At 58.9% G+C, this 12,465-nt stretch carries 10 protein-coding genes and 2 pseudogenes; 5 read left to right on the top strand and 7 right to left on the bottom strand.

The window, feature by feature from the left end; genetic code table 11:
- Positions 1-176: 176 nt before the first annotated feature.
- A complete protein-coding gene (gene gltA, locus KGB20_RS12085) occupies positions 177-1,466 on the top strand; it encodes a citrate synthase (protein ID WP_007977501.1) in 1,290 nt (429 codons plus the stop codon).
- A 927-nt stretch (positions 1,467-2,393) separates the two neighbouring features.
- On the opposite strand, the gene KGB20_RS12080 is transcribed toward gltA, so the two are convergent.
- The 3 genes from KGB20_RS12080 to KGB20_RS12070 all read right to left on the bottom strand — a co-directional run bounded on the left by KGB20_RS12080 (position 2,394) and on the right by KGB20_RS12070 (position 5,453).
- The gene (locus KGB20_RS12080) at positions 2,394-4,052 is read right to left on the bottom strand and encodes a cation acetate symporter (protein ID WP_154909967.1); all 1,659 of its coding nucleotides are present in this window, start codon (positions 4,050-4,052) and stop codon (positions 2,394-2,396) included.
- Positions 4,049-4,360 (bottom strand): DUF485 domain-containing protein, encoded by a 312-nt coding sequence (locus KGB20_RS12075; RefSeq protein ID WP_102669691.1) that lies wholly within the window; start codon positions 4,358-4,360, stop codon positions 4,049-4,051. Before KGB20_RS12075 ends, KGB20_RS12080 begins: the two co-directional genes overlap by 4 nt.
- Before the next feature lie 241 nt (positions 4,361-4,601).
- Positions 4,602-5,453, bottom strand: coding sequence for a glycine betaine ABC transporter substrate-binding protein (locus KGB20_RS12070; protein ID WP_057715833.1), 852 nt, complete (start codon positions 5,451-5,453; stop codon positions 4,602-4,604).
- A 287-nt stretch (positions 5,454-5,740) separates the two neighbouring features.
- Between KGB20_RS12070 and KGB20_RS12065 the strand changes: the two genes are divergently transcribed.
- Positions 5,741-7,336: a beta (1-6) glucans synthase gene (locus KGB20_RS12065; protein ID WP_223532350.1), complete on the top strand. Its 1,596-nt coding sequence runs from the start codon at positions 5,741-5,743 to the stop codon at positions 7,334-7,336.
- A gap of 126 nt (positions 7,337-7,462) precedes the next feature.
- Here KGB20_RS12065 and KGB20_RS12060 read toward each other — a convergent pair whose 3' ends face one another.
- Positions 7,463-7,831, bottom strand: coding sequence for a hypothetical protein (locus tag KGB20_RS12060; RefSeq protein WP_057715835.1), 369 nt, complete (start codon positions 7,829-7,831; stop codon positions 7,463-7,465).
- 225 nt (positions 7,832-8,056) lie between these two features.
- On the opposite strand from KGB20_RS12060, the gene KGB20_RS12055 reads away from it, so the two are divergent.
- Both KGB20_RS12055 and KGB20_RS12050 read left to right on the top strand, forming a co-directional pair.
- A complete protein-coding gene (locus KGB20_RS12055; RefSeq protein WP_057715836.1) occupies positions 8,057-9,355 on the top strand; it encodes a serine/threonine protein kinase in 1,299 nt (432 codons plus the stop codon).
- Positions 9,348-10,136, top strand: a complete 789-nt coding sequence (locus KGB20_RS12050) for a VacJ family lipoprotein (protein ID WP_057715837.1) — start codon at positions 9,348-9,350, stop codon at positions 10,134-10,136. The genes KGB20_RS12055 and KGB20_RS12050 overlap by 8 nt, the downstream gene beginning before the upstream one ends.
- A 127-nt stretch (positions 10,137-10,263) precedes the next feature.
- Here the strand turns inward: KGB20_RS12050 and KGB20_RS12045 are convergent, their stop codons facing one another.
- A complete protein-coding gene (locus KGB20_RS12045; protein ID WP_150814895.1) occupies positions 10,264-11,178 on the bottom strand; it encodes a DUF808 domain-containing protein in 915 nt (304 codons plus the stop codon).
- A gap of 134 nt (positions 11,179-11,312) precedes the next feature.
- Between KGB20_RS12045 and KGB20_RS12040 the strand changes: the two genes are divergently transcribed.
- Entirely contained in the window at positions 11,313-11,921 is a 609-nt protein-coding gene (locus tag KGB20_RS12040; protein WP_150814896.1) for a TetR/AcrR family transcriptional regulator, read from the top strand.
- A gap of 110 nt (positions 11,922-12,031) precedes the next feature.
- Here KGB20_RS12040 and KGB20_RS12035 read toward each other — a convergent pair.
- A pseudogene (locus tag KGB20_RS12035) lies at positions 12,032-12,349 on the bottom strand (REP-associated tyrosine transposase); the annotation flags it as partial.
- Positions 12,338-12,465 (bottom strand): annotated as a pseudogene (locus KGB20_RS12030) (ion transporter); the annotation flags it as partial. The pseudogenes KGB20_RS12035 and KGB20_RS12030, both read right to left, overlap by 12 nt.

Below are 12,465 nucleotides of genomic sequence, written 5' to 3'. Positions count from 1 at the left end.
GATTGCGCAACTGACATAAAAGGCGTAAATGGCAGCCAATTTCGAGAAAAAAGTCCGGTTAAAGCCTTCTGGAGCAAGACTTTAGGCAAATTGACATTCGAATTTATCTCACTATAGTGGTGCGGGCCCTGCGTGGGGGGTCTGTCTGATGATTTCAAGCATAAATAGGAGGCCACATGGCTGACAAAAAAGCGCAGTTGATCATCGAGGGCGCAGCCCCCGTCGAGCTGCCCATTTTAACCGGCACCGTTGGTCCCGATGTTATCGATGTTCGGGGCCTGACGGCCACGGGCCGTTTCACCTTTGACCCTGGTTTCATGTCGACCGCCTCGTGCGAGTCGAAGATCACCTATATCGACGGCGACAACGGCATTCTGCTGCACCGCGGCTACCCGATCGAACAGCTGGCTGAAAAGTCGGACTACCTGGAAACCTGCTATCTGCTGCTCAACGGCGAACTGCCGACCGCAGAACAGAAGGCCCAGTTCGTCAGCACCGTGAAGAACCACACCATGGTTCACGAGCAGCTGAAGACCTTCTTCAACGGCTTCCGCCGCGACGCCCACCCGATGGCCGTCATGTGCGGCGTAGTCGGCGCCCTCTCGGCGTTCTACCACGACTCCCTGGACATCAATAACCCGCAGCATCGCGAAATCTCCGCGATCCGCCTGGTTGCCAAGATGCCGACCCTGGCCGCAATGGTTTACAAGTACTCCATGGGCCAACCCATGATGTACCCGCGCAACGACCTGTCGTACGCGGAAAACTTCCTGCACATGATGTTCAACACCCCGTGCGAGATCAAACCGATCAGCCCGGTACTCGCCAAGGCCATGGACCGGATCTTCATCCTCCATGCCGACCACGAGCAGAACGCCTCGACGTCCACCGTGCGCCTGGCGGGTTCTTCGGGCGCCAACCCGTTCGCCTGTATCGCCGCCGGTATCGCTGCACTGTGGGGCCCTGCCCACGGCGGTGCGAACGAAGCCGTACTGACCATGCTCGATGAAATCGGCGATGTTTCGAACATCGACAAGTTCATCGCCAAGGCCAAGGACAAGAACGATCCGTTCAAACTGATGGGCTTCGGTCACCGCGTTTACAAAAACCGCGACCCGCGCGCCACGGTCATGAAGCAGACCTGCGACGAAGTATTGAAGGAACTGGGCATCCAGAACGATCCGCAACTCGAACTGGCCATGCGCCTGGAAGAGATCGCCCTGACCGACCCGTACTTCATCGAACGCTCGCTGTACCCGAACGTCGACTTCTACTCGGGGATCATCCTCAAGGCGATCGGCATTCCAACCAGCATGTTCACCGTGATCTTCGCCCTGGCGCGGACCGTCGGCTGGATCTCCCACTGGAAAGAGATGCTCTCCAGCCCGTACAAGATCGGCCGTCCGCGCCAGTTGTACACCGGCTACGAGTCGCGTGACATCACCAAGCTGGAAGACCGCAAGTAAGATCTGTCTTGCTGTAGCGTGTTGAGTTGTACCGGGAACGGCCTCTGCTTTTTATATAAAGAGCAGGAGGCCGTTTTTGTTTGTGCGCTTTTTTGATGGTGTACATATCCGTTTCTGCGGTTACGGCCGCTATTGGTTCCGCCCTTACGGCGGGTCACTTGGAAAAGCGCCAAGTAACCAAGCGCTTTTGCCCCTGACATTCGGTGCCTCGCCCAGGCTCGGCATTCCCTCGCTCCGGTCCTGCTCCGTGGGCCCGCCGCCATCGGCCATCCATGGCCGGGGGCGGCTAACCCGAGGCGGCCTACCGGCCGGCCTGGTTGCTGGTTGAGCTCGCTGCAGAATTTCGATCGGCCGACAGGTCGCCATCGCGAGTAAGCTCGCTCCCACAGAAGAGCAGAGCAAAAGCAGGGCCGCGTACCCCCACGCTCTTCACCACTCATCAGGCCGAGCGTTAGCTCGCCTGCAGCTTTTGATCTTGATCCACCCGCCCCCTCGGCAGGCTGAGCGGAGGTGTTTATCCGGGGATTGGCGCGCAGCGCCGTTCGACGCAGTCGAACTCATCGCATGTAGGTGCCAGCGAAGCCAACCGGAGGGCGATGCCCCCGGATGAATGCCGGAGCGAAGGAACCCCGAGCCCTGGCGAGGGGCCGTACGTTCGGGGCGAGACTTTTTGGTTCCTTTTGTGTCGTTTGACAAAAGGGACTCGCCGTAAGGGCGAAACCATAAGTCGCCGTTACCGAAGGAATGGATATGTACCCCCTCAAAAAACACTCCAACTGACACAAAGTCTTCGCGAGCAGACTCGCTCCTACAGTAAAACGGGCAAATCCAAAAAACCGGGTCGATTACCGCCCAATAAAAAAATGCCCCGATCTCTCGACCGGGGCATTTCTGTTTAACCCAACTTACACAAACAATCTCGAAGCCTTAGTGTGAAACCGCCCCACTCGCCCCCAACCCCGTCTGCGAACGAACAAACTGCGGGAAGAACAACGCCCGCTCATTATCCGCAGCAGTCGACTTGTCAGTGATCGAGAAGAACCAGATCCCGACAAAGGCAATCATCATCGAGAACAGCGCCGGGTACTCATACGGGAAGATAGCTTTCTCGTGATGCAGGATCTGCACCCAGATGGTCGGACCAAGCACCATCAGGCCCACGGCACTGACCAGCCCCATCCAGCCACCGATCATCGCACCGCGAGTGGTCAGCTTTTTCCAGTACATGGAAAGCAGCAGCACCGGGAAGTTACAGCTCGCTGCGATGGAGAACGCCAGGCCCACCATGAACGCGATGTTCTGGCTTTCGAACAGAATGCCCAGACCGATCGCCAACACCGCCAGCGCGATGGTGGTGATTTTCGAGACGCGAATCTCGTCCTTCTCGTTGGCCTTGCCCTTCTTGATCACGCTGGCATACAGGTCGTGGGACACCGCCGAAGCACCGGCCAGGGTCAGGCCGGCAACCACTGCCAGAATGGTCGCAAACGCTACTGCCGAGATGAAGCCCAGGAAGATACTGCCGCCAACCGCATTGGCCAGGTGCACCGCCGCCATGTTGTTACCGCCCAGCAAGGCGCCAGCAGCGTCTTTGAAAGCCGGGTTGGTGCTGACCAGCAGGATCGCGCCGAAGCCGATGATGAAGGTCAGGATGTAGAAGTAGCCAATGAAACCGGTTGCGTACAACACGCTCTTGCGAGCTTCCTTTGCGTCACTCACGGTGAAGAAGCGCATCAGGATGTGTGGCAGGCCAGCGGTACCGAACATCAGCGCCAGACCGAGGGAGAACGCCGAGATCGGATCTTTCACCAGGCCGCCAGGGCTCATGATCGCATCAGCTTTCGGGTGGACCTTGATCGCCTCGGAGAACAGCATGTTGAAGTCGAAGTTGACGTGTTTCATCACCATCAGCGCCATGAAGGAAGCGCCGGACAGCAGCAGGACAGCCTTGATGATTTGCACCCAGGTGGTCGCCAGCATGCCGCCGAACAACACGTAAAGGCACATCAGAATACCGACCAGGATCACCGCAACGTGGTAATCGAGACCGAACAGCAGTTGGATCAGCTTGCCGGCACCGACCATTTGCGCGATCAGGTAGAACGCCACCACCACCAGCGAACCACAAGCGGACAGCGAGCGGATCTGGGTTTGCCCCAGGCGATAGGACGCCACGTCGGCAAAGGTGTATTTGCCCAGGTTACGCAGACGCTCGGCGATCAGGAACAGAATGATCGGCCAGCCCACCAGGAAGCCGATCGAGTAGATCAGGCCGTCGTAGCCAGAGGTGAACACCAGCGCGGAAATACCCAGGAAGGACGCAGCCGACATGTAGTCACCGGCAATCGCCAGACCGTTCTGGAAACCGGTGATCTTGCCGCCAGCGGCGTAGTAGTCGGCTGCCGAATTATTACGCTTGGAAGCCCAGTAGGTGATGCACAGGGTGGCACCGACGAAGGCGACAAACATCACGATCGCGGACACGTTAAGCGGTTGCTTCTGCACGGCACCGGTCAGGGCGTCAGCCGCCCAGGCGCCAGGTGCGAAAGCTGCGATGCTCAAAAGAGCCATTAGACGGCGGATCATTGCTGAGCCTCCTTGAGAATCGCATTGTTCAGGTCGTCGAACTCGCCGTTGGCGCGTCGTACGTAGATACCGGTCAGGATGAAAGCCGAAACGATCAGCCCGATACCGATCGGTATGCCCCAGGTAATCGAGGACTCAGGGCTGATTTTCGCCCCCAGCACCTGCGGCCCGTAGGCAATCAGAAGGATGAATCCGGAGTAAAGCCCTAGCATGATCGCCGAAAGAATCCAGGCGAATCGTTCCCTCTTGCTAACCAGCTCCTTGAAGCGCGGGCTGTTTTGAATCGAGAGGTAAATGCTGTCGTTCATTGTTTTTATCCTCGCAGCACAGATTTAGTTGGAACGGTATCCACTCTATGCGGCTGCGGGGCAGGTTCCAGACGACCTTAGTCTTAGAACCCCATGGGGGTTTTCGCCAAATTTCAGTACGCCATACACAAGTGTGGGAGCGGGCTTGCTCGCGAAGAGGCCATAACATTCAACATTATTGTTGACTGTTACACCGCTTTCGCGAGCAAGCCCGCTCCCACAATTTAAAGCGAGGTGCCTGTTATTTAGTCCAGTCAGCCACACGCTCAGGGTGTTTGGCGATCCAATCCTTCGCCGCGGCTTCAGGTTTGGCACCATCCTGAATCGCCAACATCACCTGGCCGATTTCATCCTTGGATTCCCACTGGAAGTTCTTCAGGAACTTGGCCACTTCCGGCGCCTTGGCTTCCAGACCCTTGCTGCCGATGCTGTTCACGGTTTCAGCCGCGCCGTACACGCCTTTCGGGTCTTCGAGGAAGCGCAGTTTCCACTTGGCGAACATCCAGTGCGGTACCCACCCGGTGACCGCGATGGATTCGTTCTTCTTCTCGGCACGGGTCAGCTCGGCGATCATGCCGGCGCCAGAACTGGCCTTGAGTTGATAACCCGTCAGGTCGTAGTCCTTGATCGCCTGATCGGTCTTGAGCATCACGCCTGAACCGGCGTCGATGCCGACAATGCGGTTCTTGAAGGTGTCATCGGTCTTGAGGTCGTCAATGGACTTGGCCTTGACGTACTCCGGCACGATCAGGCCGATTTTCGCGTCCTTGAAGTTCGGGCCGTAGTCGACGACCTGATCCTTGTTCTTCGTCCAGTACTCACCGTGGGTCACCGGCAGCCAGGCCGACAGCATGGCGTCGAGTTTGCCGGTGGCCACGCCCTGCCACATGATCCCGGTAGCGACGGCTTGCAGCTTCACGTCATAACCGAGTTTCTGCCTGATCACTTCAGCCGCCACGTTGGTCGTGGCGACACTGTCCGACCAACCGTCGACATAACCGAGCGTCACGTCCTTGCCGGCGGCGCTCGCCACGGCCGAACTGATCGCCAGCACCAAAGCCGCACCTGCGCCCAAGAGTCGTCGCATCTTCATCGTTACTTCCCCGAAAGTGCTGCGCTCGACGGATGCCGAGTCGCTTAAACGTATTGTTATGGTGCACAGCGCCCCCATCACGCCCACCGCAAACTCGTTCGAACATCAGCGGAGTACTGACACTTGCGATAATCAACCTGACGCTCATGGCGACCTGCTCTGCCAGCGACCTCAAGGCATCGAGAAACGACATCAGAAAGCCATTAATCTTCAGCGCAACAAACACCCCTGCCAATCCGCTCGAACTTTGCATGTCAAAATCATGCAGGCCACCAAGCACGCGGCAAATGCAGGTAACATGCGCCGCTTTGCTCCCACACGGCCTGACCATGTCCGCGACCTCCCGCTTCCCTTTTGCTGCTTATCTATTCGCTTGCCTGCTCGGGCTGTTTGCCCTTGGCGGCTTCTGGTACGGCCTCGGCAAACCGGTGATCCTACCGGACGTCGCCAGCGCGACGCACAAGCTGCAATGCGCCTCCTACACCCCGTTCGACAAGGATCAATCGCCGCTTGACGTGCCATTCAACTTGCGCCCCGAGCGCATGGATGCCGACCTCGCGCTGCTGTCCAAAAGCTTCGAATGCATCCGCACCTATTCCATGACCGGCCTCGAAGCCCTGCCGGACCTGGCGCGCAAGCATGGCTTGAAGCTGATGATCGGTGCCTGGGTCAACAGCAACCCGGTGGACACCGAGAAAGAAGTCGACCTGCTGATCGCCTCGGCCAATGCCAACCCGGATGTGGTGAGCGCAGTGATCGTCGGCAACGAAACCCTGCTGCGCAAGGAAGTCACTGGCGCGCAATTGGCGAAGCTGATCAACAAGGTCAAGAGCCAGGTCAAACAGCCTGTCACCTACGCCGACGTCTGGGAGTTCTGGCTCAAGCATCCGGAAATTGCCCCCGCCGTGGACTTCCTGACCATTCACTTGCTGCCCTACTGGGAAGATGATCCGTCGAACATCGACGCTGCCCTGCAACATGTGGCCGATGTACGCCAGGTGTTCGGCAACAAATTCGCACCCAAGGATGTGCTGATCGGCGAAACCGGCTGGCCAAGCGAAGGTCGCCAGCGCGAAACGGCCCTGCCGAGCCGGGTCAACGAAGCCAAGTTCATTCGCGGCTTTGTCGCCATGGCCGAGCAACAGGGTTGGCACTACAACCTGATCGAAGCCTTCGACCAGCCCTGGAAACGCGCCAGTGAAGGTGCGGTCGGTGGATATTGGGGCTTGTTCGACGCCGATCGCCAGGACAAGGACGTGCTGGCGGGGCCCGTGACAAACGTACCGTACTGGTCGCAGTGGCTGGCGGTGGGCGGCTTGATTTTCATCGGCACCTTGCTGCTCGGCGGTCGGGTCCGCACGACGCGGTCGGCACTGGTGCTGCCCCTGCTCGGTGCCTTGGCTGCGTGTTCGATTGGCGCCTGGGGCGACCTGGCACGGGTGACCACGCGTTTCACCAGTGAATGGCTATGGGTCGGATTGCTGACCGCTCTGAATCTGCTGGTGCTGGCCCATGCCGCGCTGACATTGAGCCCTCGCAACGGTTGGCGTGGGCGAGCTTTCAACCTGCTTGAGCGCCGAGCTGGCTGGCTGGTTGCAACGACAGGTTTCGCAGCAGCCGTGATGATGCTGGAACTGGTGCTCGATCCGCGTTATCGCAGCTTCCCGAGTGTCGCGTTCATCGTGCCGGCACTGGTCTATCTGTGCCGCCCGGTGAACGTGCCGCGCCGCGAGATTGCGCTGCTGACCTTCATCATCGGTGCCGGCATTGCACCGCAGCTGTACCGTGAAGGTTTGCAGAACCAGCAGGCCTGGGGTTGGGCGCTGGTGAGTGTGTTGATCGTGGCTGCGTTGTGGCGCTGCTTGCGGGTTCGCAAGGTTTAACTCTTTAGCGACCTGACTGACCTCATCGCGAGCAAGCTCGCTCCCCCAGTAGATCTTCTGTGAACACAATGTTTGCGTGCGATAAAGATCAAATGTGGGAGCGGGCTTGCTCGCGAAGACGGACTTTTAAGCGCTGCGAGAAGCCCTGACCAACCGCAACCCCGCAATCACCACCGCAAACACTGCCAGCGTGGTGTTGTACAACGCCAGTGCCGGAAAACCGAACACCAGCGCCAGCACCGCCAGCCACCAGCCTGCCCGCCCCGGCACGACAAAGCCGATGATCGCCGCACCCAGCGCAGCCCAGCCCAACACCCCGAAATGGATCATCAGCCCCAGGTTCGAACGTACCAGGCATTCCCAACGATTCGCTTCATCCACACAAATGCCAACCCACTGCGCATCCTCCATGAAGCCATAGCGCGCGCCATAACTGGCGGCCAGCCATAAAGGCAGCAAAACAAGCAGCAGAATCACGGGCAAGCGGCGAGACATGAAACACTCCAATTGGCGAAAAGCGGCGGCCAGCTTAATCGCCCTTAAGCGTTTCGCAAGCGATAACAACTGTTAACTGGTCTTTCAATCGCTGCAAAGTGTATCGTCCAGCTACTATTACTTCGAAATTAAGCCTGTTTGGTGCCGAGGGTTGGCACTTTGGCGCAAATCCGGTGGTCATAGCCTGCGAAATTCATTCGGTACCTTCCTCTAAGGGATTTAGTCATGCTCCGTTCCTTGCGCTTCGCTGCCCTGTTCGGCGGCCTTATATTGAGTGCGTCCGCACTGGCGGCCGACATTGACGCCGCCAGCTATGGCTACCCCCTGACCAACCCGTTCGAGGCGACCATCGCGACCACACCGCCGGACCTGCGTCCGGAGTTACCCCTGGACGAAGACATCGATCAGACGGTGCGCAGTGTCACCTTGCGTCCGGAACGGGCGTTCGAATTGCCGAACAACTTCTGGGCGGTCAAGACGCTCGACTATCGCATTGCCACACAGGATCACGCCGCACCGCTGATGTTCCTGATCGCCGGCACCGGCGCGCGCTATGACAGCACCCTGAACGAATACCTGAAGAAGCTCTATTACAAAGCCGGCTACCACGTGGTGCAGTTGTCATCGCCCACCAGCTATGACTTCATGAGCGCCGCATCGCGCTTCGCCACGCCGGGTGTTTCCAAGGAAGACGCCGAAGATCTGTACCGGGTGATGCAGGCCGTACGGGCACAGAATCCGAAAGTGCCGGTCACCGATTACTACCTGACCGGGTACAGCCTGGGTGCACTGGATGCCGCTTTCGTCTCTCACCTGGACGAAACCCGCCGCAGCTTCAACTTCAAGAAAGTCCTGCTGCTCAACCCGCCGGTCAACCTCTACACCTCGATCACCAACCTCGACAAGCTGGTCCAGACCGAGGTCAAGGGCATCAACACCAGCACCACATTCTATGAACTGGTACTGGACAAGCTCACCCGCTACTTCCAGCAGAAGGGCTACATCGACCTCAATGACGCCCTGCTCTACGACTTCCAGCAGTCCAAGCAGCACCTGACCAACGAGCAGATGGCCATGTTGATCGGCACCTCGTTCCGCTTTTCGGCGGCCGACATCGCCTTCACTTCGGACCTGGTCAACCGTCGCGGCCTGATCACCCCACCCAAGTTCCCGATCACCGAGGGCACCAGCCTCACGCCATTCCTCAAGCGTGCGCTGCAATGCGACTTCGACTGCTACATCACCGAACAAGTGATCCCGATGTGGCGCGCCCGCACCGACGGCGGCAGCCTGCTGCAACTGATTGACCAGGTGAGCCTGTATGCACTGAAGGACTACCTGCACGAAAGCCCGAAAATCGCGGTCATGCACAACGCCGATGACGTAATCCTCGGTCCTGGCGACCTGGGCTTCCTGCGCAAGACCTTCGGTGATCGCCTGACCGTTTACCCGTATGGCGGCCACTGCGGCAACATTAACTACCGCGTCAACAGCGACGCCATGCTGGAGTTTTTCCGTGGCTAAATATCTCCTGCTTTTCGCAGCGTTACTCTGTGCAGGCGTCGCCAATGCAGACAACAGCAAAGCCAATGCCCCCGTGGTCGTCGACAGCGATGGCTTCAAGGAGCCGCTGAGCAAACTCAAATTCAACCCGGGCCTGGATCAGCGCGAGTTCGAGCGTTCGACGCTCAACGCGCTGGCCGTCTACGATCCGCTGGAGGAGTGGAACCGGCGCGTCTATCACTTCAACTACCGCTTCGACCAATGGGTGTTCCTGCCGGTGGTCAATGGTTACCGCTACGTTACCCCGAGCTTCCTGCGCACCGGTGTCAGCAACTTCTTCAACAACCTCGGCGACGTGCCGAACCTGATGAACAGCCTGCTGCAACTCAAGGGCCAGCGCTCGCTGGAAACCACCGGGCGACTGCTGCTCAACACCACCATCGGCATCGCCGGCCTGTGGGACCCGGCCACCGCCATGGGCCTGCCGCGTCAGAGCGAAGACTTCGGCCAGACTTTAGGCTTCTACGGCGTGCCGGGCGGCGCTTACTTCGTCCTGCCGATCCTCGGTCCGTCGAACCTGCGTGACACCGGCGGCCTGCTGGTGGATTACTCGGCCGAGAATGCGATCAACTTCCTCAACGTGGCCGAAGTCAGCTCCAACCATCCGGAAGTCGTGATCCTGCGCGGCATCGACAAGCGCCACCAGACCGGCTTCCGCTATGGTCAGATGAACTCGCCATTCGAGTACGAGAAAGTGCGTTACGTGTACACCGAAGCGCGCAAGTTGCAGGTTGCCGAGTAAGCCCGGCAACCGAAAAACACTGTGGGAGCGGGCTTGCTCGCGAAAGCGGTGTGTCAGACAACCTATTTGGTGACTGACACGACCTCTTCGCGAGCAAGCCCGCTCCCACATTTGCCTTGTGTTGCTTTCAGCCTTTCAGCGCCTTCCAGATCTTGCTGACAGCCATCACGCCAACCAACACCACCGCCCCCGCCACAATCCCCGCCACGCCATTGAGCAACACCGGCACGATAAATCCGCCGCCACCCGCCGCCGCACCGACACTTTCGATCCAGTGATGCACCACCGGCACACCGTGGGTGAGAATCCCGCCGCCCACCAGAAACATCGCCGCCGTGCCGATCACCGACAGGCTCTTCATCATGTACGGTGCCGCACGCAGAATCCCGCCACCGATGCTTTTCGCCATCTGCCCGGGTTTTTGGGTCAACCACAGGCCAAGGTCGTCGAGCTTGACGATACCCGCTACCAATCCGTACACGCCGACCGTCATGACAATGGCAATGCCCGAAAGCACGATGATTTGCTGGGTCAATGGAGCGCCGGCCACGGTGCCGAGGGTGATGGCGATGATTTCCGCCGAAAGAATGAAGTCGGTGCGGATCGCGCCTTTGATCTTGTCCTTCTCGAACGCCACCAGATCGGTGGCAGGATCGGCCACCGCCTCAACCAGCTGCGCATGCTCGGCGGCGTCTTCAGCCTTGCTGTGCAGGAACTTGTGGGCGAGCTTCTCAAACCCTTCAAAGCACAGATAGGCACCGCCGACCATCAACAGCGGTGTGACCAGCCACGGAATGAACGCACTGATCGCCAGCGCCGACGGCACCAGGATCAGTTTATTGATGAACGAACCCTTGGCGACCGCCCAGACCACCGGGATTTCCCGTTCGGCACGCACGCCACTGACTTGCTGGGCGTTGAGCGCCAGGTCGTCACCGAGTACGCCGGCCGTTTTCTTGGCGGCCATTTGGGTCATCAAGGACACGTCATCCAGCACGGTCGCGATGTCGTCGATCAGCACCAGCAAACTGCTTCCTGCCATGAATCAGGTTTCCTTCTGCAATGAATGCGCAGCAGCATAGCGCGACATAAGAGCCTACGGTGCATTCTTGAGCGCCGCGCGAGGCCGGTGATACCATGCGCAACCGCCAGAACAGGCAAGGAATCACCCGGTTTATGAGCACTATCCGCGAGCGCAACAAACAACTGATCCTGCGTGCCGCCAGTGAGGAATTCGCCGACAAAGGCTTCGCTGCGACCAAAACCAGCGACATCGCAGCCAAGGCGGGATTGCCAAAGCCCAACGTCTACTACTACTTCAAGTCCAAGGAAAACCTCTACCGCGAGGTTCTGGAAAGCATCATCGAGCCCATCCTGCAGGCCTCGACACCGTTCAATCCGGACGGCGAGCCCGGTGAAGTGCTCAGCGGCTACATCCGCTCGAAAATCCGCATCTCCCGCGACCTGCCTTTCGCCTCGAAGGTGTTCGCCAGCGAAATCATGCACGGCGCCCCCCACCTGAGCAGCGATCTGGTCGAACAGCTCAATGGCCAGGCCAAACACAACATCGAGTGCATCCAGACCTGGATCGACCGCGGGCAAATCGCCCCCATCGATCCCAACCACCTGATGTTCAGCATCTGGGCCGCGACCCAGACCTACGCCGACTTCGACTGGCAAATCACCGCCATCACCGGCAAGGCCAAGCTGGATGAAGTGGACTATGAAGCGGCGGCGCAGACGATTATCCGGTTGGTGCTCAAGGGGTGTGAGCCCGAGCGGTAGACTGCGGCGCGGCCTTCGCCAGCAGGCCCGCTCCCACAGCGGATTGGTGGGCGCTGAAAATCCAGTGTGGGAGCGGGCTTGCTCGCGAATGGCAACAACTCGGTTTTAGATCAAACCCAGATCGCATCCCACAATGGATAGTCGCCAAGCTTCTCGACCAGCCCTGCCCGCAACGGGTTAGCCACAACATATCGAGCCAGTTTCACTAGATCCTCTTCTTTTCGCAGCGCATGATCATGAAAGCCTTGCTGCCAAAGGCTGCCTGTTCTACCAGTCGCTGCATTAACCGCTCGGGTGCTCAAGGATTTTGTTTGGCACATCAGTTGCCCCAGTGAGCCCTTGTTCAATTGGATCAACCAGTGGAAATGATCGGGCATGACCACCCAGGCCAAGGAATCGGCAAATCCCTCACTCTGCGCTTGCCTGAAGTACGGGCCGAGCTTGAGCACGCGGAAGATCCGCAGCATCCGGATCACCCGGATGATCAGCAGGTACTGGGCATCGCTGTAGTACAGCGCGAGGATGCCGGGCACGATGGCCAGCA

Origin of the sequence: Pseudomonas sp. BF-R-30 (genome assembly GCF_019956175.1) — a bacterium.
Taxonomy (GTDB): domain Bacteria; phylum Pseudomonadota; class Gammaproteobacteria; order Pseudomonadales; family Pseudomonadaceae; genus Aquipseudomonas; species Aquipseudomonas jessenii.
This window is presented reverse-complemented; position numbering and strand designations above follow the sequence as displayed.

Excerpts from the sequence above, each read along its gene's own strand:
- gltA (WP_007977501.1), top strand. The coding sequence starts at position 177 with ATGGCTGACAAAAAAGCGCAGTTGATCATCGAGGGCGCAGCCCCCGTC.
- KGB20_RS12080 (WP_154909967.1), bottom strand. The coding sequence starts at position 4,052 with ATGATCCGCCGTCTAATGGCTCTTTTGAGCATCGCAGCTTTCGCACCT.
- KGB20_RS12075 (WP_102669691.1), bottom strand. The coding sequence starts at position 4,360 with ATGAACGACAGCATTTACCTCTCGATTCAAAACAGCCCGCGCTTCAAG.
- KGB20_RS12070 (WP_057715833.1), bottom strand. The coding sequence starts at position 5,453 with ATGAAGATGCGACGACTCTTGGGCGCAGGTGCGGCTTTGGTGCTGGCG.
- KGB20_RS12065 (WP_223532350.1), top strand. The coding sequence starts at position 5,741 with ATGCAGGTAACATGCGCCGCTTTGCTCCCACACGGCCTGACCATGTCC.
- KGB20_RS12060 (WP_057715835.1), bottom strand. The coding sequence starts at position 7,831 with ATGTCTCGCCGCTTGCCCGTGATTCTGCTGCTTGTTTTGCTGCCTTTA.
- KGB20_RS12055 (WP_057715836.1), top strand. The coding sequence starts at position 8,057 with ATGCTCCGTTCCTTGCGCTTCGCTGCCCTGTTCGGCGGCCTTATATTG.
- KGB20_RS12045 (WP_150814895.1), bottom strand. The coding sequence starts at position 11,178 with ATGGCAGGAAGCAGTTTGCTGGTGCTGATCGACGACATCGCGACCGTG.
- KGB20_RS12040 (WP_150814896.1), top strand. The coding sequence starts at position 11,313 with ATGAGCACTATCCGCGAGCGCAACAAACAACTGATCCTGCGTGCCGCC.